This is a genomic window from Nannocystis punicea, from assembly GCF_026965555.1.
GTDB lineage: Bacteria > Myxococcota_A > Polyangia > Nannocystales > Nannocystaceae > Nannocystis > Nannocystis punicea.
On record NZ_CP114040.1, the window covers coordinates 6,615,478 to 6,635,374 of the forward strand.

Consider the following 19,897-nt stretch of genomic DNA (forward strand, 5'->3'; position numbering starts at 1 on the left):
CTGCATCGGGTCTGCTCACGCACCGCCGAGGCTGAGAGAGACGTCGGCGAGGCGCGTGCGGCCGACTGCGAGGGCGATCAAGCGGTCGAGGCCGAGAGCGATCCCGGCGCACGGCGGCAGGCCGGGCAGCTCGGCCAGGAAGTCGTCGTCGATCGGCAGCGCCGGCGCCCCGTACACCCGCCGCAGCTCGTTGACCGCGGCGAACCGGCGCCGCTGCTCGTCAGCGTCGCGCAGCTCGACGTAGCCGTTGGCGATCTCCAGCCCCCCGACGTGGCACTCGGCCCGCCGCGCCAGCCACGGCTGCGCCGGGTCGGTCACCGCCAGCGCGGCGAGCGGCGCCGGGAAGTCGACCAGGTGGGTCCCTTCATGTTCTTTCAGCCATGTCTCGAAGAACATGTCCGACCAGGCAGTGAAGAACCCGGTCCACGCCAGCAGCGTCCGCGCCCACGGCTCGAGCTCGCCGGCCGGCGCCAGAGTGCGCGCGACCTCGGCGGCCAGCGCCGGCGGCAGCGCGGCGGCCAGCGAGCCGGCGTCCTCGTCGCCGCGCAGCAGGGCGCCGCAGGTCGCGGTCACCACCTCGAGGAAGCGGGCGCGCTGCCAGGTCTTCGGGACATGTCCGTTCGAACCTGTCGCAGCGAACACACGGGCGACGAGCGCCTCGACGTCGGCGAGCAGCGGCTCGAGGTCGGCGCCGAGGCGGTACCACTCGACGAGGTGAAACTCCTCGCTGTGACGCTCGCCGATCTCGGCGCGGCGGAACACGTGGGCGATCTGGAAGATCGGCCCGCTGCCGCGGACGAGCAGCCGCTTCATCGCCAGCTCGGGGCTGGTCGCGAGCAGCCCGGGCGGCGCGGCGATCGGCTCGATGAACGGCTCGACCGCGACCGCCCGCACGCGTACGGGGGTGCTGACCTCGCGCAGGCCCTGGTCGCGAAAATAGCCGCGCACGGCGGCCATCGCTGCGTCCCAGATGTGGACCCGAGTCGACCAGGGGAGTGCGCCGAGCTCGGCCGCCATCGCCTAGGTGTTGATGCGCTCGACGTAGGCGCCGGTGCGGGTGTCGATCTTGACCTTGTCGCCCTCGCGGATGAAGAGCGGCACCTGGATCTTGTGGCCGGTCTCGACGGTCGCGTTCTTGGTCGCGTTGGTCGCGGTGTCGCCCTTCACGCCCGGCTCGCACTCGGTGATCGTCATGACGATGTGGCTGGGCAGCGTCACGCCGACCGGGCGGTCGTTGTAGAAGAGGACGTCGACCGAGATCTGGTCGAGCAGGAAGGCGGAGTCGTCACTGACGATCTCCTCGGCGAGCGCGACCTGCTCGTAGCTCTCGTTGTCCATGAAGGTGTACCCGTTCTGATCCTTGAACAGGTACTGCATCTTGCGCGACTCGACGTTGGCCGGGTCGAACTTCTCGCCAGAGCGCCAGGTCCGGTCGAGGACGGCGCCGGTGATCATGTTCTTGAGCTTACACTTGTAGAGCCCTTGCCCCTTGCCCGGCTTGACGAACAAGAATTCGACGACGACGTAGGGGTGGCCGTCGAGCTGCACCTTTGCGTTCTTGCGGAGTTCGGAGACGTCCATGGGCGTGCGGGTGGGTAGTACCTCCGCGGCCTCTCTGTCAACGGCCATCGCGGCGGGGCCCGCTCGAGAGAAGTCTCGCCCGCGACCGTCGCGCGCCGCGCGCAGAATTGCGGAGGTCGCGCAGGGCGGATCCCGGTCGGGCCCCGCGGATCTCCCCGACCGGCCTGGGCGCTTTCGCTCATTTGCCCATGGGGCCAGCGCAGACCCATTCTGCGCGCGGACGCCCGCAAATTCCCCGAATTTTAAACGGTGAAAGGGTGTGCGACCGGGGTCCCTGCACCACTGTTTTCCCGCGAGAATTCGGTGACGAACGCGAGGAAGTTGTGGCAAAGTCCGGGGCCAGATTTTTCATCGAGGCTCACCGGAAAATGCAGCTTACGACCAAAGCCCGATACGGCCTGCGCGCCCTTTGCCATGTCGCTCACCGGGGATACGCCTCGGCCCACGTCATCGCGGAGCAACAGGCGATTCCCTCGCGGTATTTGGAGGAAATCATCGGCGAGCTACGCAAGGCGGGCTTCGTGGTGGGTAAGCGCGGCCCGCGCGGTGGCTACAAATTGGCCCGTCCGGCCGCCGACATCTCGATCGCCGAGGTGCTGCAGGCGCTGTCGACCCCGACCAGCAGCGGCCCCGTCACCGGCGATCCGCAGGACGAGATCACGCGGATCGTCGAGCGCTCGGTCGACGCCCGCTTCGAGGCCGCCGTCGGGCAGCTCAGCCTCGAGCAGCTGCTCGGTGAGGCGCGCGACAGCTTCCGCCGCCGCTCGACGGACTTCATCATTTGATCGCGGCGGCTTTGATCGCATCCTGACCCGCATGCCGCCGGTCTGCGTCGACGACATCCTGAGCCTCATCGGCAACACGCCGCTGGTCCGGATCCGCAAGCTCCACGCCAGTGACGCCCACGCCACCGTGTGGGGCAAGTGCGAGATGCTGAACCCGGGCGGCTCGGTCAAGGACCGCATCGCCCTGGCGATGATCGAGGCCGCCGAGGCGCGCGGACAGATCCGCCCCGGCGAGAGCGTCCTCGTCGAGCCGACCAGCGGCAACACCGGCATCGGCCTCGCGCTGGTCGCCGCGGTCAAGGGCTATCGCCTCATCCTCACCATGCCCGAGAGCATGAGCCTCGAGCGCCGCAACCTCCTCAAGGCCTACGGCGCCGAGATCGTGCTGACCCCCGAGGTCGAGTGGATGGAGGGCGCCGTGGCCCGTGCGCGTGAGCTGTGCCAAAGGCCAGGTCACGTCATGCTCCACCAGTTCGAGAACCCGGCCAACCCGGAGATGCACCGCCGGACCACCGCGCTCGAGCTCATGGCGCAGCTCGGCGATCGCCGCGTCGACGGCTTCGTCGCCGCCGTCGGCACCGGCGGCACGCTCACCGGCGTCGGCGAGGTCCTGCGCGCGCGCTGGCCCGACGTGATCGTCGTCGCCGTCGAGCCCGATCGCAGCCCGGTGCTCAGCGGCGGCACCCCGGGTCCGCACAAGATCCAGGGCATCGGCGCCGGCTTCGTCCCGCCGGTGCTCAACACCCGTGTGTTCGACCGCGTGGCGCGGATCGGCGACGAGGAGGCGTTCCGCATGAAGCAGCGGCTCGCCCGCGAGGAGGGCCTGCTCGTCGGCATCTCGGCCGGCGCGGCCATGGTCGCCGCGCTCGCGCTCGCGGCCGAGCTCGGGCCGGGCAAGGACGTCGTCACCGTCCTGTGCGACACCGGCGAGCGCTACTTCTCGCTCGACGAGCAATTCGCCGCGCCTGCGGGCGCCTGAGGCGAGATGGCCGGCAGTCGCTTCCTCGTGCTCGGCGCCGGCGGCCTCGGCTGCCCGGCCCTGCTCGGCCTCCTCGCTGGCGGGGCGCGGCGGATCGGCGTCGTCGACTGCGACGTCGTCGACGCCACCAACCTCCACCGCCAGGTCCTCTACGACCTCGGCGACGTCGGAGCGCCCAAGGTCGAGGCCGCGACCCGTCGCCTGCGCGAACGATCGCCGGGCCTCGAGATCGAGCCGATCCCCCTCCGCCTCGACGAGCGCACGCTCTCATCGCTGCTCGCGGCCCAGTCGGCCGACACAGTCGTGCTCGAGTGCAGCGATCAGCCCGACCTCAAGTTCCTCGTGCACGACCTGTGCGGCGAGCATCACCTCCCGCTCGTCGTCGGCGGCGTCCAGCGCTGGGGCGGCCAGGCGATGGCCGTGCGTCACGGCGCCGGCGCGTGCTTCCGCTGCGTCTTCGAGGGCGCGCCGCCGGCCGAACTCGCGCCGTCGTGCGCCGCCGTCGGCGTCCTCGGCGCAGCCGCCGGAGCGCTCGGGTTCTTGATGGCCCACCTCGCGGTCGCCCTCGACGCCGGGGACGACGTCGCCGGCACCTTGATCGCCCTCGACCTCCGCGAGCTCCGCCCGCAGCAGATCCGTCCGGGCAGACGCGCCGGCTGCCCGGGGTGCGATCCCCACGCACCTCGGCCGGCTCAGGGCCCGCTGGGGCCGGCGTGCTCGACCTCCGCGGCCGCGGCTTGCAGTCGCTGACACCTCTGTTCACTATACTGAACACACCGTCATGCCGAACGTCCGGATCCCCACTCCCCTGCGCAAGTACACCCAAGGCCGCGAAGAGGTCACCGTCGCGGGCGACACCGTCGGCGTCGTGCTCGACGGCCTCGAGCAGAGCTACCCGGGCATCAAGGAGCGCATCTGCGACGAGGCCGGCAAGGTGCGGCGGTTCGTCAACGTGTTCGTCGGCGAGGACGACATCCGCTTCCTCGACAACCTCGCCACCGCGGTCAAGGCCAGCGACGAGATCAGCATCGTCCCCGCGATCGCCGGCGGCTGAGCGTCCACGCCACATGCTGCCCACCGGCCGCGAACAACTCCTGACCGACCTGCGTCCGGCGCGAGCTGTCCGAACGGACAGCATCGTCGACCTCGTCGGCAACACCCCGTTGGTGCGCCTGCACCACATCGAGCGTGACGCGCCGGGCGTCGAGATCTGGGCCAAGTGCGAGTTCTGCAACCCCGCCGGCTCGGTCAAGGATCGCGCCGCCCTGCGGATCGTCCGCGACGCGCAGGCACGCGGCCTGCTGCGCCCCGGCGTGCGGCTCATCGACAGCACCAGCGGCAACACCGGCATCGCCTACGCCATGGTCGGCGCCGCGCTCGGCGTGCCGGTCACCCTGGTGATGCCGGAGAACGTCAGCGCCCCGCGCAAGCAGGTCACCACCGCGTACGGGGTCGAGATCGTCTACAGCAGCCCGATGGAGGGCAGCGACGGCGCAATCCGGCTGGCGCACGAGCTCGTCGAGCGCCACCCCGAGCGCTGGCACTACGCCGACCAGTACGGCAACCCCAACAACCCGCTGGCGCACTACCACACCACCGCGCCCGAGATCTGGCAGCAGACGGGCGGCCGCGTCACTCACTTCGTCACCGGCATCGGCACCAGCGGCACGGTCGTCGGCACCTCGCGGCGGCTGCACGAGCTCGACCCCGAGATCCGCTGCGTCGCCATCCAGCCCGACGACGCCATGCACGGCCTCGAGGGCATGAAGCACCTGCCCTCGAGCATCGTGCCGGCGATCTACGACGCCGGCGTGCTCGACGACACGATCTGGATGCCGACCGACGAGGGCTGGGACATGGCCGAGCGGCTCGCCAAGGAGGAGGGCCTGTTCGTCGGCCATTCCTCGGGCGGCAACGTCGCCGGCGCCCTGCGCGTCGCCAGGCAGCTGTCCGCCGAGGGCCGCCGCGGCGTGGTCGTCACCATCCTGTGCGACCGCGGCGACCGCTACTTCGTCCCGCTGCGCTGGGAGAAGCGCTACCTGTGGTGAAGGACATGTCCGAAACGCCAGCCTCCGAATTCGCCATCCCCGAGGCCCTGCTGGCCCGGATCTACGCCCAGTCACGGGCCGAGTTCCCGAGCGAGTGCTGCGGCTACCTCAAGGGTCGCGGCGCCGACATGCGGCTCCATCCGTGCAAGAACTTCATGGACAAGCTGCACGCGGTGGACCCCGAGACCTACCCGCGCACCTCGGCCAACGGCTACAACTTCGGCGGCCGCGAGCTGATGGAGTTCACGCGCGCGTTCGACGGCGACGATCCGCCGACGGTCATCTACCACTCGCACCCGCGGGTCGGCGCCTACTTCTCGGCCGAGGACGAGGCCGCGGCGCTGGCCGCCGGCTACCCGGTCGACTACCTGGTCGTCGACGCGCAGGAGCACGAGATCGCCGGCGCAGTGCTGTTCCGCCGCGTGCGCGACGCCGGCCCCGGGGCTTACGTCGAGGTCGCGCGCTTCCCCGGCGAGACGCGCTAGAGCCTGTCGACGGCCTGGCCAGTCGGGCGCCTTCGCGTCCCCGACGGCCGACGCGGCCGGCGTGACCCTGAACCGCCCAGGAAGGCTCGAAATGCCGCGGCCCCGGCACTAGACTGTCTGCGTGCTGGTCGCCCTCCTCGTCGCCGCCCTCGTCGGCCCTGGCCCGGCCGAGGGTCCCGTCGGCGAGCACGAGGACGACAAGAAGGCCGCCTACCTCGCGGCCAAGCGGGCCCCGCCGCCGGTTCGGCGCCAATGTTGCCCGAAGGACATGTCCGATGGCACATGTCTCATCGACCCTGCGTGCCGCGACTCGCCGCGCGCCGGCGCCCAGGCCGAGGCGCTGCTGTTCGCCCGCCACCTGCACACGCTCGAGGTCATGCCGCTGCGGGGCCCGCACCCCGAGGGCGCGCTGGCGCGGTTCTTCCGCTGCCGCTTCACCGACGAGCTGGCCAGCCACCCCGCCGAGCTGATCGCCGGCGTGATCGCGGCGGCCGACCACTTCGGCGCCGGCGAGGTCCACATCATCAGCGGCTTCCGCCACCCCAAGTTCAACCTCATGCTGACCAAGAAGGGCCGCGAGGTCGCGCGCGACAGCCAGCACGCGCGCAGCCAGGCGATCGACTTCGCCCTGGTCGGGGTCAAGGCCGACAAGCTGTACAAGTACGCGCTCAAGCGGTGGAAGGGCGGCGTCGGCTACTACCCGGTCAGCCAGTTCGTCCACCTCGACACCGGCAAGCGCCGGACCTGGAAGGGCCACTGATGACGCCCGCGCGGCGCGCCGGCGGCTTCGCGGCGGCCCTGGTCCTCGGGTCATGTTTCGAGGGACAGGCGCTGTGGGGCGAGCGCTGCGAGCTCGACGCCGACTGCGGCCCCGACCTGCCGTGCCAGGACGACGGCGTGTGCGCCCGCGAGCGCCGCTGCAGCGGCATGACGATCGACCTCGCCTCGCTGCGGCCGCAGGTGGCCTGGTTGCTCGACCACTCGAAGTCGATGCGCCGCTGCCTCGACGACCCGGAGGAGCGCGAGCGCTGCGCCCAGGCCGAGGCCCCGCCGGGGCCCTCGCGCTGGGACGGCGTGCACCAGCTCGTCCACGCCGTCGTACCCCAGCTCGCCGACCGCGTCGACTTCGCCGCCGTCGTGTTCCCGACCCCGACGCTGATCTCCGAGCAGGGCATCTGCAACCTCAACGACAACTCGCGCGTCCCGTTCGGCACCGAGGACGCCGCCGGGGTCATCCTCGCGGCTGTCCCCGAGGACACCTCGTCGCCGCCGATCGGCGAGAACCCGCTGCGCGAGGCCTGGTCGAACCTGTTCGAGCCGGACGAGGGCGGCCCCGTGCGCGCCCGCGCGATCGTCCTCGTCAGCGACAACCCGCCCAACTGCACCGCCAAGCCGCAGATCAGCTCCGACTTCGCCGAGAAGCTCGACCCCGAGGTCCTCCCGCTGGTCGAGCAGAGCTTCGCCGCCGGGACCTCCACCATCGTCGTCGGCATCAGCGTCATGGACGTGATGGCCGCGCCCGTCGCCGGCGACAGCATGATCGACGACGTCAACCCGCACGAGTACTTCAACCAGCTCGCGCTGGCCGGCGGCCTCGCGCAGGAGGGGCCCGAGCACTACCTGCACCTGCGCGACAGCAGCGCCGTGCCGCAGGTGATCGCCCGCCTGCAGGAGCTCCTGGCCCCGCTGGTCGACGAGGTCGAGGCGTGCCGGATCCGCATCGACGCCGCGCCCGACTACCCCGACCTCGTCGCGCTCGACGTCGACGGTCGCATGCACCGCGCCGACTCCGACTGCGCCGACCCGCAGGCCTGGCGCTGGCGGGACGCCACCCACCTCGCGCTCGAGCTGTGCCCTGACGCGTGTGCGCGCCTACACGCGGGCGCGATCGCCCGGCTGCGCTTCGGCTGCCCGTAGCGATCGACGCGCGCCCCGCAATTGAATGCGGCGCGGCGGGTACTGCCCGGTCATGCAGCGCTCACTCCGATCGATGGCTTGGCTTGCGCTCCTTCTTACTGCGTGTCCGGACGGCAAGGCCGACAGCGACAGCGACGCGACCTCGGAGGTCGTGACCAGCATCCTCCCGCCGACGACCGCCGACGACAGCACCAGCACCGGCGAGCCGGGCACCACGGTGGAGCCCGATCCGACCGGCACCGGCAGCTCGACCACCACCGACGACGGTCCGATCAGCTGCGACGACTTCACCCCGGCCAAGCTCGAGCCGGTGGTCCCGCGGATCGTGCTGGTGCTCGACAAGTCCGGCTCGATGCTGCTCGAGTGGGACCACGACGGCGATCCTGCCACCGAGGCGGTGTCGCGCTGGTCGAGCCTGCGCGCGGTCGTCGAGTCGATGGTCGGCGGCCTCGACAGCGTGGTCCAGTTCGGCGCGGTGCTGTTCCCGTCGCTCGAGGCGACCTCGAAGCCGACCATCGCCGCCTGCGTCGTCGATGCCGGGCCGCTGGTGCCGGTCGGGCCGCAGAGCGGCGCCGCGATCCTCGCCGCCATCCCGCCGGGGGACACCACCACGATCGCCGGCGGCACCCCGTCGACCCAGGGCATCCTGGCGGCCGTCAGCGAGCTCGACGGCCTCGAGGGCGACGACGAGCCGAAGTTCATCATCTTCATCACCGACGGCGCCGCCAACTGCGACCCGGACAACGAGGAGCTGTTCGACGACTACGACGATCGCCTGGCCCAGACCGTCGCCGACGCGCGCACCGCCGGTTACCAGACCCACGTGGTCGGCATCGACATCTCCAACGCGCTCACGCCGGTGCTGCAGGACGGCAACCCCGACGGCATCAACCCGTGGGAGAAGCTCAACGAGCTGGCGGAGATCGCCGGCACCGCGCGGGATGGCGACGAGAAGTTCTACAACGCCACCAACGAGCAGGAGCTGCAGGCCGCGCTGATGGCGATCACCGGCGACGTCGTGTCGTGCGAGATCAACCTCGGCAAGCCGGTGCCGGACAGCTTCTACATCCAGTTGGTCGAGATCGGCGAGGAGTCCGACGAGCAGGAGTACCCGGGGATGGACACCCAGGTCGGCGATTGCGACAGCGAGAGCGGCTGGCAGTACACGAGCCCGGCGCGCGACGCGATCCGCCTGTGCGGCGCGGCGTGCGAGCACTACAAGGCCACCGGGCTCATCGAGATCGAGTACGGCTGCTTCATCCCCTAGAGGTTCGGCGCCGCGCGGGTCCGGGGGCGAGCGAGGGCGCGCGGCCTCCGGACCCGCCGCGGTCGCCGTTTTGGCTTGGCTTATCGACTTTTTGCGCGGCCCCAATTGAAACCACGGCCGCGGGTACTGCCCCCGCATGCAGCGCCCTCTGTTCGTAACCGTAGCTTCCGTCGCGCTCCTGAGCGCGTGCCCCGGCGAAGACAACGACACCGCCGGAGCCAACTCGACCCTTGGCAGCACCGGCGTCGAGCTGCCTCCGGGGACCACCACGACTACCACCGGACCGGACGACCCGACCACCACGTCGCCCGCCACCAGCCTCGACGTCACCGGGACCACGACCGAGGACGGTCCGCTGGTGTGTGACGAGTTCGTGCCGATGGAGATCGAGCCGGTCATCCCGCGGGTCGTGCTCGTGCTCGACAAGTCGGGCTCGATGATCTCGGAGGAGTCGGGCTTCTGGGATCACGACGGCGATCCCAACACCCCGGACATCACCCGCTGGATGAGCCTCCACTCGGTCGTCGAGTCGATCTTCGCCAACCTCGACAACGTCATCAACTTCGGCGCAGTCCTGTTCCCGGCGCTCACCGCCACCAGCGCGTACGGCCCGGCCGCCTGCCCGGTCGACTCGCAGCCGCTGGTGCCGATCGGCCCGCAGAGCGGCGCCGCGATCCTCTCCGCCTTGCCGCCCGCCGACACCATGACGATCGCCGGCGGCACCCCGGCCGCGGCCGGCATCCAGGTCGCGCTCGACGAGCTCGCCGGCCTCCAGGACGACGAGCCCAAGTTCATCATCCTCGTCACCGACGGCGCCGCCAACTGCAAGAAGGGCACGGTGACGCCGGAGCTGTTCAACGAGTACGACGACAACCTGCCGATGGTGGTCGCGCAGGCGGCGGAGATGGGCTTCCCGACCTACGTCATCGGCATCGACATCGAGGACGTGTTCTCTCCGGTGGTGATCGACGGCAACCCCGACAACACCAACACCTACCAGAAGCTCAACGAGCTGGCCGAGCTCGGCGGCACCGCCCGACCCGGCGACGAGAAGTTCTACAACGCCCTCAACCAGACCGAGCTGCAGGACGCGCTCAACTCCATCACCCAGCAGGTCGTCTCGTGCGAGATCAAGCTCGGCGAGCCGGTCCCCAACCTGTTCTTCATCCAGAGCGTCGAGGTCGGCGCCGACGACGACCCGAACCAGCAGGTCTACGAGGGCCAGGACACTCAGGTCGCCAACTGCGACGAAGAGTCCGGCTGGAAGTACACCTCGCCCGACCGCGACGCGATCATCCTGTGCGGGGACGCCTGCGACTACTACAAGGAGACCGGCAAGGTGCAGATCGAGTACGGCTGCGAGGTCGCCTGAAGTCCGCGTGGGGGCCGGCGCCCTCGCGCGCCCCCGCGCCCGCATTAGTCCTCGATCTCCGGCCGCGGGTGCCGCCAAGATGGCAGCACCCGCCATGACGTCGCAGTCGCCCGTCCCCTGCCCCGCCCCGACGCTCCTGCTGTCCGCCGCGCTCCTCGTCGCATGTCCAGGAGGACAGGACGTTTCGACCATGTCCGAAGCGACAGGCACCACCGCGACCGCCGACGCTTCGACCGCGGCCACCGACCCCGCCACCGGGACCGAGGCGACGACCGCTCCGACCGGCGGCGCCACCGACAGCGAGACCGGCGCGCCGACGGCGAGCACGCCGACCGAGCCCGGCACCAGCGACCCGACCACCGGGACCTTCACGACCACCACCGGCCCCGATCCCGACACCACCACGAGCGACGACACCACCAGCACCACCGGCGACCCGGTCCGCGGCTCCGGGCGGATCGTCGGCTACTTCACCGCCTGGGCCGTCTACGACCGCGACTACCACGTCTCCGAGATCCCGGCCGACAAGCTCACCCACGTCAACTACGCCTTCGCCAACCTCTCGCCCGCCGGCGAGTGCGTGCTCGGCGACAGCTACGCCGACATCGAGAAGGCCTACGACGGCGACGACCCCGGCGCCCCGCTCAAGGGCAGCTTCAACCAGCTGCAGAAGCTCAAGCAGCAGCACGACCACCTGCGCACCCTCATCTCGGTCGGCGGCTACACCTGGTCGACCAACTTCGCCCCCAACTCGGCCACCGAGCAGGGCCGGGCCAAGCTCGCCGCCTCGTGCGTGAAGTTCATGCGCGACTACGGGTTCGACGGCGTCGACATCGACTGGGAGTTCCCCGCCTCGCCGCAGGAGGGCCAGAACTACAGCGCCTTGCTGGCCGCGCTGCGGGCCGAGCTCGACGCCGCCGAGGCCGAGGACGGCGCCGAGTACCTGCTGACGATCGCCGCGCCGGCGGGCCCCGGCAACCTCGCCAACCTCGACCTCCCCGGCATCGCCGCCAGCGTCGACTGGATCAACCTCATGGCCTACGACTTCGCCGGCCCGTGGATGGGGACCACCACCTTCAACGCCGCGCTCTACAGCCCGGCCGACGACCCCGATCCGAACAACGCCGGCCTCAGCGACGACGCCGCGGTCACCGCCATCCTCGCCGCCGGCGTCCCGCCCGACCAGCTGGTGCTCGGCGTGCCGTTCTACGGCCGCAGCTTCGCCGGCGCCGGCGGCGGCCAGGACGGCCTCTACTCGAACTTCAGCGGCCCCGGCCCCGGCACCTGGGAGCCCGGCATCGTCGACTACCACGACATCGCCGCCAACTACGAGCCCGAGATCGAGCGCTTCTGGCACGACGAGGCCCAGGTCCCGTGGCTGTACGACGCCGCCGACGACCTCTTCATCACCTACGACGACCCCCAGTCGATGCAGGCCAAGGCCGAGTACATCGCCGACAAGGGCCTCGGCGGCGCGATGTTCTGGGAGCTCGCCGGCGACACCCAGGACAGCGCCCTGCTCACCGTCCTGGCCGACGCCCTGCTGCCCTGAGCCACAGGTGGCCCTTCCACCATGTTCGTTCGGACAGGCCCCATGAGACCTGTCCGAACAGCCAGCCGTCAATCCGTCGCGGCCGGCAGCGTGATCCAGAACAGCGAGCCCTGCGGCTCGGCCGGCTCGACGCCGACCTGGCCCTCCATCGCCTCGGCCAGGTGCTTGACGATCGCCAGGCCCAGGCCGGTGCCGCCGACCTCGCGCGAGCGGCCCTTGTCGACCCGGTAGAACCGCTCGAACACGCGGGCGCGGTGGCGGGCCTCGATGCCGGGCCCGTTGTCCTGGACCTCGATGCGGACCATGTCGTCGCGCTTCTTCGCCCGCACCACGATCTTCCCGCCGGCCGGGGTGTACTTGACCGCGTTGTCGATCAGGTTGAGCAGCACCTGCTCGAGCGCCTGCTCGTCGGCCCAGACGGTCATGTCCTCGGGGACATCCGACGTGATCACGATGTGCTTCTCCTGGGCCAGCCGCTCGACCTCGTCGATCGTGTGGGCGACGATCGGCTCGAGCTCGATCTCGTCGGGGCTGATCTCGTAGGTCCCGGCCTCGATGCGGGAGATCTCGAGCAGGTCGGCGACCAGCGCGGCCAGGCGGTCGGCGCTGCGCAGCTGGGCGTCGAGGAAGCGGCGCGCGATCTCTGGCTTCTCGATCGCCCCGTCGAGCAGCGTCTCGGCGTTGGCGCGGATGATGCTGACCGGCGTGCGCAGCTCGTGCGACACGTTGGCGACGAAGTCGCGGCGGACCCGCTCGAGCCGGCGGATCTCGGTCACGTCGTGCATCACCACCACCGCGCCCTGCTGGTTGCGCAGCGGGCTGGCGTAGGCGAGCACCTGCCGGGGCGGCGTCGTCCGGGTCTCGAACTCGCGGCGCTCCGGCTGACCGGCGAGGGCGCGCTGCACCAATTCGTGCAAGGCGGGGATCGGGATCCGCTCGGCCAGGGTCGACCCGCCGTGCTCGATCGACAGGCTGAGCAGGCCGAGCGCCGCGCGGTTGATCAGCGTCAGCTGCTGGCCCTGGTCGACCGCGACCACGCCCTCGTCCATGCTCTCGAGCACCGCCTCGAAGCGGCTGCGCTCGGACGCCAGGATCCCGACCGTCGACTCGAGCTCGGCCGCCATGCGGTTGAGCGAGCCGATCATCCCCGGCTCGTCGGCGGTCTCGCTCGGCGTGCGCGGCTCCTCGCCGTCGACCGCCCGGCGCGCGTCCTCGACCAGAGTACGCAGCGTGCGGGCCAGGAAGTGCGACGCCAGGCCGCTCAGCACCACCGCGCCGGCGAGGCTGAGCAGGCCCGCGATCCCCAGCGCGATCCGCAGGCGACGCACCGCCGCGTCCATCTCCTCGAGCGGTCGGGCCACGCGGACCGTGCCCGTCACCGCGCCGGCCGTGAACGGCACCGCGACGTACATCATGTCGGTCCCGAGCGTCGAGCTGTAGCGGACCGCCCGGCCCTCGCCCTCCTCGACCGCGGCCACGACCTCGGGGCGGTCGCTGTGCGAGTCGACGGAGCCCAGCTCGCTCGCCGCGATCTCGGAGTCGCCGAGCACCCTGCCCGACGCGTCGATGATCGTCACCCGCGTGCCGCTGGCCACGCCGAGCTGATCGGCGACCGCGTCGGCGGGAGCGTTGTCGTACGCCAGGGCGACCCGGGCGACCCGCGCCTGGGCCAGCAGCTCGGCCTCCGCGCGGCCGTGGGCCCAATCGCGGATCTGTCCCTCGAGGTAGCCCCCGGCCACCAGCACGACCGAGAGCACCAGGAGGACCGAGACGAGGAACAGCTTGCCGCGGACGTCGAGCCTCAAGGTTCGTCGTCCTCGGTCGCGCGCAGGTCGGTCGTGAAGCGGTAGCCCACGCCGCGCAGCGTCTGCACGTAGTCGGCGATCTCGCCGAGCTTCTTGCGCAGGCGACGGACGTGCGTGTCGACGGTCCGCGTCGTCAGCCCGGGCTGCACGCCCCACACGTCGGACAGCAACGCGTCGCGGGTCTGGACCCGACCGCGGCGGGCGATCAGCGTCGTCAGCAGGCGGAACTCGAGCGCCGTCAGCGTGACCTCGCCGTCGTCGACCCACACGCGGTGGCCGTCCATGTCGACGCGCAGGCGGCCGTACGGCGTCGGCGCCAGCGGCGTCTCGGTCGGCGCCTTGCGCCGCAGCACCGCGCGGATCCGCAGCATCAGCTCGCGCAGGCTGAACGGCTTGACCACGTAGTCGTCGGCGCCGACCTCGAAGCCGACCACGCGATCGACCTCCTCGGCCTTGGCCGTCATCATGATCACGGGCATCACCCGCGTGCGCTCGCCGGCGCGGAGCTGCTGGCAGACCTGCGTCCCGGACATGTCGGGCAGCATCAAGTCGAGCAGCACGAGGTCGGGCGCCGGCTCGGTGACCGCGATCTCGAGCCCCTGGCGGCCGGTGTAAGCCGACCTGGTGCGGAAGCCCTCGCGCTCGAGCGCGTACTCGAGGGTCGCCACCAGGTCGCGTTCGTCTTCGACGATGAGAATCAGCCCGCTCATGTTCGCCCCGAACCCCGGCGCGAGCGCATCATACACTCTTGGCCTGCGGCGCGGCGGCGGGCGCCAGGACCGCGGCCAGCAGGTTCAGGGCGTCGCTGGTGGTGAAGATCCCGGCCACGCGCCCCTCGTGCATCACCACCGCCGACCCGTACTTGTGCGCGGCCATCTCTCGCACCACCTCCCCCACCGTCACGTCGGGGCCGACGCGGTAGGGGTCCTGCGTCATCGCCTCCTCGACCTTGACCGCGTCGGGGTCGACGTCCGGCAGGCTCTCGACGAGGTCGATGTCCCGCTCGCTGAGGATCCCGAACAGGTACCCGCCCTCGAGCACGGGCAGGTGGCGGATGTGGTGCTCGTGCATCCGCCGGGCCGCGTCGGACAGCGTCTGGGCGCGGCCGATGGTGATCGGGGCCGGCGTCATCACGTCGCGAACCGGGGTGGAATGGTCGACCATGGGCGGGAGGCTACGCTCTCCCGCGCGCATCGAAAAGGTGAACAACCTCGCGCGACGATCTAAAATTCGCCGCGCATGTACACCCGCATCCTCGCCGCCCTCGACGGGTCCCCGCGAACCGACCTCGTCCTCCGCCAGGCCGCGGCGCTCGCCGCAGCCCACGGCGCCGCGCTCGACCTGTGCCGCGCCGTCAACGTGCCGCTCGGCATGCCCGTCGAAGCCTGGTCGCTGACCGGTGAGGAGCTCGGCGTGCGCCTGGTGGAGCTCGCGCACCAGGACCTGCGGAGCTTGCGAGGCTCCCTCACGACCCAGCTCCCTGGCGAGATCCACGTCCGCCTCGGCCGACCCGCCCAGGTGATCTGCGACATCGCCGACGCCGTCGCCGCCGACCTCATCGTCATCGGCAGTCACGGCTTCGACACCCTCGATCGTCTGCTCGGCACCACCGCCGCGCGGGTCGTCAATCACGCCGTCTGCAGCGTCCTGGTCGTCCGTCCGCCGCGCGACGCCGCCGCCTGATCCGGTCGTCTGTCCGCCGTGACGACCAACCTCTTCGAGGATCTCTCAGGTCCCGCGCGCCGGCCGCTTGCGGGCCGAGAACCACTCCCGATAGCGCTCCATCTTCGCCTGCTGCTCGCCCGGCGCCCGGCGCGTGCAGGTCTTCGCCTCGTCGCTGCCGGCGCTCGCGCCCCAGCGGTGCTCGGGGCAGTCGTTGGGGTTGTACGCCACCTCGAGCGAGCGCGCGCGCGCCACCAGCTCGCCGAGCGCGAGCGGCCACTTCGACCCGTCGCTGCGCACGTACTCGAAGCGGAACTTCGGATCTGCGAGCAGCTTGTCGCGCGCCTCCTCGAGCCGGCGGACCACGCCCTCGAGGTCCTTCTCCGCCGCGAACACCGCCGGCTGACGGCGCACCTTGTCGGCGAAGCCGCGGACCACGTCGATCGCGATCAACAGCCGCAGGTCGCGCGCCGGCGTCGAGTACGACTCCCACGAGCCCGTCGTCTCGAACACCGCGAAGCCCTCCGGCATCGCGATCGTCGCGCCCGGGCTCTGCTTGAAGAACGCGTCGCCGTTGCCGACCGACGTCACGCGCACGCGGGCCTGCTCGAACAGCGCCGCCACCGCCTCTTCCTGGGCGAGGAACGGGTCGCGCGTGCCCGGCGACACGATGGCCTCCATGCGGTCGTAGAACGCCGGGGCCGTCAGTGAACCTTGCTCTTGGGACAGGTCGCCGTAGTCGGCGTGGGCTGCGATCTCGGCGTCGCCGAGCGGCGTCGCCCCGCCGTCGCGCACAGTGATCGGGCGGAAGTTCTTGAAGCCCGAGCCGCCGAGCAGCGGGTCCGGGTTCCACAGGAAGTTGCCCTCCCAGAACCGCTTGCGGGTGATGCTCCCGTCGGGCTGACCGTCGACCGCGTACAGCACCCCCGGCCGCCCGCCCTCGCCGGCGAACAGCTCGACCAGCACCAGGATGTGTCCGTACGGATCGGCGTAGACCGTGCCCGGTCGCAGCGACCGGCGATCGAGGCGCACCGGGTAAAGATCGCTGCGCTCGTCGCTCAACGCCACCCGCCCGTTGCCCGTGTGCACCCCCCACGCGAGAGTGCGGCGCATGAAGTGCTGCACCGCCCCGAGCTGCCCCGGCTGCGGGCCCGAGCCGCCCGGCGCCGCCAGGTTCGACGTCGCCTCGGCGCAGCGCGGCGGCTTGCCCGGGCCGCCGCGCGAGCAGCCGCGGAACGCGAACGGCAGCGCCCGCTTCCAGCTGTAGTACGCGCGCAGGAAGTACGGCGTGTCGGCGCAGTCGGGCCGCATGTGCAGCCCGCCCTGCTGCGGCGCCGCGTCCTCGCCCCACGCGTACGCGTCGTGGAGGATGTTGCGCTCCGGGTCGCGCGTCACCTGATCGAGCGCCGTGTACGCCAGGTCGACGCCCGGCTCGGCGTGGAACAGCGCCCGCACCCACGCCGAGTACAGCGCCTCCTCGCCGCTGTCCCACGCGCGCTGGCTCGGCCACACCGCCGTGCTCGCCGGTGGCGGCGCGTCACGCCCGGCCCGCTCGCGCACCTTCACCTTGAGACAGGCCTTGCCGACCCCGCCGCGGCCCGCGACGATCACCAGCTCGCCCGCCCTGTCGGGGGTCACCGTCGCCAGCGCCGCCGCCGGGGCGCCTGTCCAGAAGCGCATGTCCGAAGGAGCAGGCCCGCCCTCGACCCGCAGCGCCAGCGCCTCCTCGCCCGCCAGCGTCGCCGCCAGCACGCGCATCGGCTGCCCGACCGCCGGCCGGTGCGGCGACACCAGGATCCCGTAAGCCCGATCGTCGGCCGCCGGGCAGTCGCCCGCGTCGGCCGCGGTCGGCAACGACGGCGGCGCGGCCACGACGGCCGCCGCGACCGGCGGCGCAGGCGGCTCGGCCGGCGTCGGCGGATCCTCGGCCGCCGGCTCTGCCGGGCTCGCCGGCTCTCGCCGACCTGCGGCCGTCTCGGCCGTCGGCGTCGCTCCGCACGCCGTCAGAGAGGCGAACGCGATCCACTCGAGGCGCACGCGAAGCACCGGCGACCCATAGCGAGATCTCGCAGACACCGCCAGTGTCTTGCGCCGGCGCGGTCGTCCCGCCGCCCGCGAGACCTCGCGGACGACCCCGCCCCCGGCCGCGCCGTGCATTCGTCCTTTACTTCATGTTTTATCGATCAAATATGCATAAACACTTAAAATTGCGCGCCAACATTCGCCGCCTCGCGCGACCCGATCGAGCGCGCGAGTTCGCGACGGAGCGCGCGGCGGCGTGGTATGGATCGCCGCCATGCTGGTGCTGATCGCGGACAAGTTTCCCTCGGGTGGTCGTGAGGTCCTGGCTCGCCTCGGTGAGGTCGTCTACCGGCCGGAGCTGAGCGCCGAGCAGCTGCCTGGCGCGCTCGCCGAGACGAAGGCCGACATCCTGGTCGTCCGCTCGACGGTGGTCAGCGAGACGTCCCTCGCCGCCTCGCCGCCGCTGTCGCTGGTCGTGCGTGCCGGAGCCGGCACCAACACCATCGACACCGCGGCCGCCAGCCGGCGCGGGATCTTCGTCGCCAACTGCCCCGGCAAGAACGCGATCGCAGTGGCCGAGCTGACCATGGGTCTGATCCTCGCGCTCGACCGGCGGATCGTCGACGCCACCCTCGAGCTGCGCCACGGCAACTGGAACAAGAGCAAGTACGGCAAGGCGCGCGGCCTCAAGGGCCAGACGCTGGGCCTCATCGGCTTCGGCACGATCGCCCGTGAGGTCGCCGTCCGCGCTCGCGCCTTCGGCCTCAAGATCCTCACCTGCGCGCACCACCCGATCGCCCCCGAGGTGCTCGAGGCCCACGGCGCGGTCCAGGTCGCCGACCTCGGCGCCCTCCTCGACGCCAGCGACATCGTCAGCGTCCACGTCCCCTACTCCAAGGCCAACCATCACCTCATCGGCGCCGAGCAGCTCGCGCGCATGCGACCGGGCTCGACCCTGATCCACACATCGCGCGGCGGCGTCGTCGACGACAAGGCCGTCGCCGAGGCCGTGCGGTCCGGGCGGCTGCGGGCCGGCCTCGACGTCTTCGAGGGCGAGCCGGCCGGCGGCCAGGCCGACTTCAAGAACATCACCAGCGAAGTCGGCGACATCTACGCCACCCCGCACATCGGCGCCTCGACCGAGCAGGCCGAGGCCGCGATCAGCGACGAGGTCGTGCGGATCATCGAGAGCTTCGTCGCCCGCGGCATCGTCCACCACGCCGTCAACCTCAACGAGCGCGTCGCTCGCTACAGCCTGGTCGTCCGCCACCTCGACCGCGTCGGCGTGCTCGCCGGCATCCTCATGGCCTTGCGCGAGGAGCGGGTCAACGTCCAGGGCATGAGCAACACCATCTTCGCCGGCGGCGAGGCGGCCTGCGCCACCATCACCTTCGAGGTCGCGCCGAGCGAGGAGTGCCTGCAGCGGCTCCGCGATCACGAGGCCATCCTCGCGGTCGAGCTGCGCGCCGCCCGGTCATGAGCGCGTCCCGCCCCGCGCTGGCGCTCGCGCTCCTCGCCCACGGCAGCCCCGACCCCGACTGGCTGAGGCCGGTCGAGCAGATCGCCGAGCGCCTGCGCAACCTCGCCCCGGCGCTGGCGATCGCGATCGCCACGCTCGAGCACGGCCCCGCGCTGACCGACGTGATCGCGCGCCTCGGCGAGTCCGGCGTGCGCCGCGTCGTCGTCGTACCGGTGTTCCTGTCCGGCGGCGGGCGCCACTTGAAGCGCGACGTCCCGGAGTTGGTCGCCCGGATCCAGCGCGACCACGCGAGCCTCGAGATCGCGCTCTCGGGTGACGCGCTCGGCACCGACCCCGACGTCCTCGACGCGCTCGCGGCGGCAGCTCTGCGGCGAGTGGAGCTATCCTCCCCGGCATGAGCGCGTACGACGTCGTGTTCTCCAACCCCTCGCTCGACCCCAACCACCCGGCGCAGGGCCCCGTGTTCGTCAATGCCTCGCCGCGGGACTTCGTGGTCGTCCTGTCCGTCGAGCTGACCCGAGACCCGCAGCAGCCCGACGCCCGCGCGATCCTCCACGGCATCGACAGCAGCGAGAAGGGCCAGCAGCACGTGATCGGCTTCGCCGCCCCGGCCACCGCCTACCGCACCACCGTGGCCGTGCGCCTCGCCGCCATGGAAGACGGCAAGCCGCGCCCCCTCGCCGTCGAGGTCGCCACCCCCGGCGCCGTCTGCACCGTGCGCGTCCTGTCGGCCACGCCGCTCTGAGAATGTCCATCTGGACATGTTCTCATGAACATGTCCCGTGAGACACTATAATCCGCGCCTCGCTCCGCAGACGAGCCTCCACCGGCGCGGGCCGGCGAGCGACCCACCTCTCCCGAAGGACATCCTCCGTCCGCGCCCGCTCCTCCGCGCGACGAGCCCGACCTGTCCCGGGAGGCAGGTTGTCTCCTCCGCGCGAC

Annotated in this window: 21 protein-coding genes; 15 read left to right on the forward strand and 6 right to left on the reverse strand. The window is 71.4% G+C overall.

What is annotated here, in order from left to right; genetic code table 11:
• Positions 1–15: 15 nt before the first annotated feature.
• Both O0S08_RS25460 and efp read right to left on the reverse strand, forming a co-directional pair.
• Positions 16–957 carry an amino acid--tRNA ligase-related protein gene (locus tag O0S08_RS25460; RefSeq protein ID WP_269031870.1) on the reverse strand — a complete coding sequence of 314 codons (942 nt, stop codon included), beginning with the start codon at positions 955–957 and terminating at the stop codon, positions 16–18.
• A gap of 63 nt (positions 958–1,020) precedes the next feature.
• Positions 1,021–1,581, reverse strand: coding sequence for an elongation factor P (efp, locus tag O0S08_RS25465; RefSeq protein WP_269031871.1), 561 nt, complete (start codon positions 1,579–1,581; stop codon positions 1,021–1,023).
• 368 nt (positions 1,582–1,949) lie between these two features.
• Between efp and O0S08_RS25470 the strand changes: the two genes are divergently transcribed.
• The 11 genes from O0S08_RS25470 (at position 1,950) to O0S08_RS25520 (ending at position 11,986) form a co-directional block, all read left to right on the forward strand.
• Positions 1,950–2,366: an RrF2 family transcriptional regulator gene (locus O0S08_RS25470; RefSeq protein ID WP_263429492.1), complete on the forward strand. Its 417-nt coding sequence runs from the start codon at positions 1,950–1,952 to the stop codon at positions 2,364–2,366.
• 31 nt (positions 2,367–2,397) lie between these two features.
• Positions 2,398–3,345, forward strand: a complete 948-nt coding sequence (gene cysK / locus O0S08_RS25475) for a cysteine synthase A (RefSeq protein WP_269031872.1) — start codon at positions 2,398–2,400, stop codon at positions 3,343–3,345.
• A gap of 6 nt (positions 3,346–3,351) precedes the next feature.
• On the forward strand, positions 3,352–4,095 hold the full coding sequence (locus tag O0S08_RS25480; RefSeq protein WP_269031873.1) for a HesA/MoeB/ThiF family protein: 744 nt from the start codon (positions 3,352–3,354) through the stop codon (positions 4,093–4,095).
• A gap of 31 nt (positions 4,096–4,126) precedes the next feature.
• The gene (locus O0S08_RS25485; protein WP_269031874.1) at positions 4,127–4,399 is read left to right on the forward strand and encodes a MoaD/ThiS family protein; all 273 of its coding nucleotides are present in this window, start codon (positions 4,127–4,129) and stop codon (positions 4,397–4,399) included.
• A gap of 13 nt (positions 4,400–4,412) precedes the next feature.
• On the forward strand, positions 4,413–5,393 hold the full coding sequence (locus O0S08_RS25490) for a PLP-dependent cysteine synthase family protein (RefSeq protein ID WP_269031875.1): 981 nt from the start codon (positions 4,413–4,415) through the stop codon (positions 5,391–5,393).
• A gap of 5 nt (positions 5,394–5,398) precedes the next feature.
• Positions 5,399–5,878, forward strand: a complete 480-nt coding sequence (locus tag O0S08_RS25495; RefSeq protein ID WP_269031876.1) for a M67 family metallopeptidase — start codon at positions 5,399–5,401, stop codon at positions 5,876–5,878.
• A gap of 121 nt (positions 5,879–5,999) precedes the next feature.
• Entirely contained in the window at positions 6,000–6,638 is a 639-nt protein-coding gene (locus O0S08_RS25500; protein WP_269031877.1) for a YcbK family protein, read from the forward strand.
• Positions 6,638–7,795, forward strand: coding sequence for a hypothetical protein (locus tag O0S08_RS25505; protein ID WP_269031878.1), 1,158 nt, complete (start codon positions 6,638–6,640; stop codon positions 7,793–7,795). The genes O0S08_RS25500 and O0S08_RS25505 overlap by 1 nt, the downstream gene beginning before the upstream one ends.
• 52 nt (positions 7,796–7,847) lie before the next feature.
• Positions 7,848–9,062 carry a vWA domain-containing protein gene (locus O0S08_RS25510; RefSeq protein WP_269031879.1) on the forward strand — a complete coding sequence of 405 codons (1,215 nt, stop codon included), beginning with the start codon at positions 7,848–7,850 and terminating at the stop codon, positions 9,060–9,062.
• Positions 9,063–9,198: 136 nt separating this feature from the next.
• Positions 9,199–10,434: a vWA domain-containing protein gene (locus tag O0S08_RS25515; protein ID WP_269031880.1), complete on the forward strand. Its 1,236-nt coding sequence runs from the start codon at positions 9,199–9,201 to the stop codon at positions 10,432–10,434.
• A 190-nt stretch (positions 10,435–10,624) separates the two neighbouring features.
• Positions 10,625–11,986 carry a glycoside hydrolase family 18 protein gene (locus O0S08_RS25520; protein ID WP_269031881.1) on the forward strand — a complete coding sequence of 454 codons (1,362 nt, stop codon included), beginning with the start codon at positions 10,625–10,627 and terminating at the stop codon, positions 11,984–11,986.
• Positions 11,987–12,054: 68 nt separating this feature from the next.
• Here the strand turns inward: O0S08_RS25520 and O0S08_RS25525 are convergent, their stop codons facing one another.
• The 3 genes from O0S08_RS25525 to O0S08_RS25535 are packed head-to-tail and all read right to left on the reverse strand — an operon-like array spanning position 12,055 to position 14,955.
• Positions 12,055–13,791, reverse strand: coding sequence for a sensor histidine kinase (locus O0S08_RS25525; protein ID WP_269031882.1), 1,737 nt, complete (start codon positions 13,789–13,791; stop codon positions 12,055–12,057).
• On the reverse strand, positions 13,788–14,501 hold the full coding sequence (locus O0S08_RS25530) for a response regulator (RefSeq protein ID WP_269031883.1): 714 nt from the start codon (positions 14,499–14,501) through the stop codon (positions 13,788–13,790). The genes O0S08_RS25525 and O0S08_RS25530 overlap by 4 nt, the downstream gene beginning before the upstream one ends.
• 28 nt (positions 14,502–14,529) lie before the next feature.
• Positions 14,530–14,955: a CBS domain-containing protein gene (locus O0S08_RS25535; RefSeq protein WP_269031884.1), complete on the reverse strand. Its 426-nt coding sequence runs from the start codon at positions 14,953–14,955 to the stop codon at positions 14,530–14,532.
• A 75-nt stretch (positions 14,956–15,030) separates the two neighbouring features.
• Here O0S08_RS25535 and O0S08_RS25540 point away from each other — a divergent pair, with 75 nt between their 5' ends.
• The gene (locus tag O0S08_RS25540; protein ID WP_269031885.1) at positions 15,031–15,474 is read left to right on the forward strand and encodes a universal stress protein; all 444 of its coding nucleotides are present in this window, start codon (positions 15,031–15,033) and stop codon (positions 15,472–15,474) included.
• A gap of 45 nt (positions 15,475–15,519) precedes the next feature.
• Here the strand turns inward: O0S08_RS25540 and O0S08_RS25545 are convergent, their stop codons facing one another.
• On the reverse strand, positions 15,520–17,499 hold the full coding sequence (locus O0S08_RS25545; RefSeq protein ID WP_269031886.1) for a hypothetical protein: 1,980 nt from the start codon (positions 17,497–17,499) through the stop codon (positions 15,520–15,522).
• A gap of 250 nt (positions 17,500–17,749) precedes the next feature.
• Here O0S08_RS25545 and O0S08_RS25550 point away from each other — a divergent pair, with 250 nt between their 5' ends.
• Genes O0S08_RS25550 through O0S08_RS25560 form a run of 3 tightly spaced genes read left to right on the forward strand, consistent with a single transcriptional unit; the run spans position 17,750 to position 19,700 of the window.
• Entirely contained in the window at positions 17,750–18,955 is a 1,206-nt protein-coding gene (locus O0S08_RS25550) for an NAD(P)-dependent oxidoreductase (RefSeq protein WP_269031887.1), read from the forward strand.
• Positions 18,952–19,353 carry a sirohydrochlorin chelatase gene (locus O0S08_RS25555; RefSeq protein ID WP_269031888.1) on the forward strand — a complete coding sequence of 134 codons (402 nt, stop codon included), beginning with the start codon at positions 18,952–18,954 and terminating at the stop codon, positions 19,351–19,353. Before O0S08_RS25550 ends, O0S08_RS25555 begins: the two co-directional genes overlap by 4 nt.
• The gene (locus tag O0S08_RS25560; protein WP_269031889.1) at positions 19,350–19,700 is read left to right on the forward strand and encodes a hypothetical protein; all 351 of its coding nucleotides are present in this window, start codon (positions 19,350–19,352) and stop codon (positions 19,698–19,700) included. The genes O0S08_RS25555 and O0S08_RS25560 overlap by 4 nt, the downstream gene beginning before the upstream one ends.
• The last annotated feature ends 197 nt before the right edge of the window (positions 19,701–19,897 follow it).

Excerpts from the sequence above, each read along its gene's own strand:
- O0S08_RS25460 (WP_269031870.1), bottom strand. The coding sequence starts at position 957 with ATGGCCGCCGTGCGCGGCTATTTTCGCGACCAGGGCCTGCGCGAGGTC.
- O0S08_RS25520 (WP_269031881.1), top strand. The coding sequence starts at position 10,625 with ATGTCCGAAGCGACAGGCACCACCGCGACCGCCGACGCTTCGACCGCG.
- O0S08_RS25555 (WP_269031888.1), top strand. The coding sequence starts at position 18,952 with ATGAGCGCGTCCCGCCCCGCGCTGGCGCTCGCGCTCCTCGCCCACGGC.
- O0S08_RS25480 (WP_269031873.1), top strand. The coding sequence starts at position 3,352 with ATGGCCGGCAGTCGCTTCCTCGTGCTCGGCGCCGGCGGCCTCGGCTGC.
- O0S08_RS25515 (WP_269031880.1), top strand. The coding sequence starts at position 9,199 with ATGCAGCGCCCTCTGTTCGTAACCGTAGCTTCCGTCGCGCTCCTGAGC.
- O0S08_RS25495 (WP_269031876.1), top strand. The coding sequence starts at position 5,399 with ATGTCCGAAACGCCAGCCTCCGAATTCGCCATCCCCGAGGCCCTGCTG.
- O0S08_RS25530 (WP_269031883.1), bottom strand. The coding sequence starts at position 14,501 with ATGAGCGGGCTGATTCTCATCGTCGAAGACGAACGCGACCTGGTGGCG.
- O0S08_RS25550 (WP_269031887.1), top strand. The coding sequence starts at position 17,750 with ATGCTGGTGCTGATCGCGGACAAGTTTCCCTCGGGTGGTCGTGAGGTC.
- O0S08_RS25470 (WP_263429492.1), top strand. The coding sequence starts at position 1,950 with ATGCAGCTTACGACCAAAGCCCGATACGGCCTGCGCGCCCTTTGCCAT.
- O0S08_RS25510 (WP_269031879.1), top strand. The coding sequence starts at position 7,848 with ATGCAGCGCTCACTCCGATCGATGGCTTGGCTTGCGCTCCTTCTTACT.
- O0S08_RS25535 (WP_269031884.1), bottom strand. The coding sequence starts at position 14,955 with ATGGTCGACCATTCCACCCCGGTTCGCGACGTGATGACGCCGGCCCCG.
- efp (WP_269031871.1), bottom strand. The coding sequence starts at position 1,581 with ATGGACGTCTCCGAACTCCGCAAGAACGCAAAGGTGCAGCTCGACGGC.
- O0S08_RS25485 (WP_269031874.1), top strand. The coding sequence starts at position 4,127 with ATGCCGAACGTCCGGATCCCCACTCCCCTGCGCAAGTACACCCAAGGC.
- O0S08_RS25540 (WP_269031885.1), top strand. The coding sequence starts at position 15,031 with ATGTACACCCGCATCCTCGCCGCCCTCGACGGGTCCCCGCGAACCGAC.
- O0S08_RS25490 (WP_269031875.1), top strand. The coding sequence starts at position 4,413 with ATGCTGCCCACCGGCCGCGAACAACTCCTGACCGACCTGCGTCCGGCG.
- O0S08_RS25505 (WP_269031878.1), top strand. The coding sequence starts at position 6,638 with ATGACGCCCGCGCGGCGCGCCGGCGGCTTCGCGGCGGCCCTGGTCCTC.
- O0S08_RS25560 (WP_269031889.1), top strand. The coding sequence starts at position 19,350 with ATGAGCGCGTACGACGTCGTGTTCTCCAACCCCTCGCTCGACCCCAAC.
- cysK (WP_269031872.1), top strand. The coding sequence starts at position 2,398 with ATGCCGCCGGTCTGCGTCGACGACATCCTGAGCCTCATCGGCAACACG.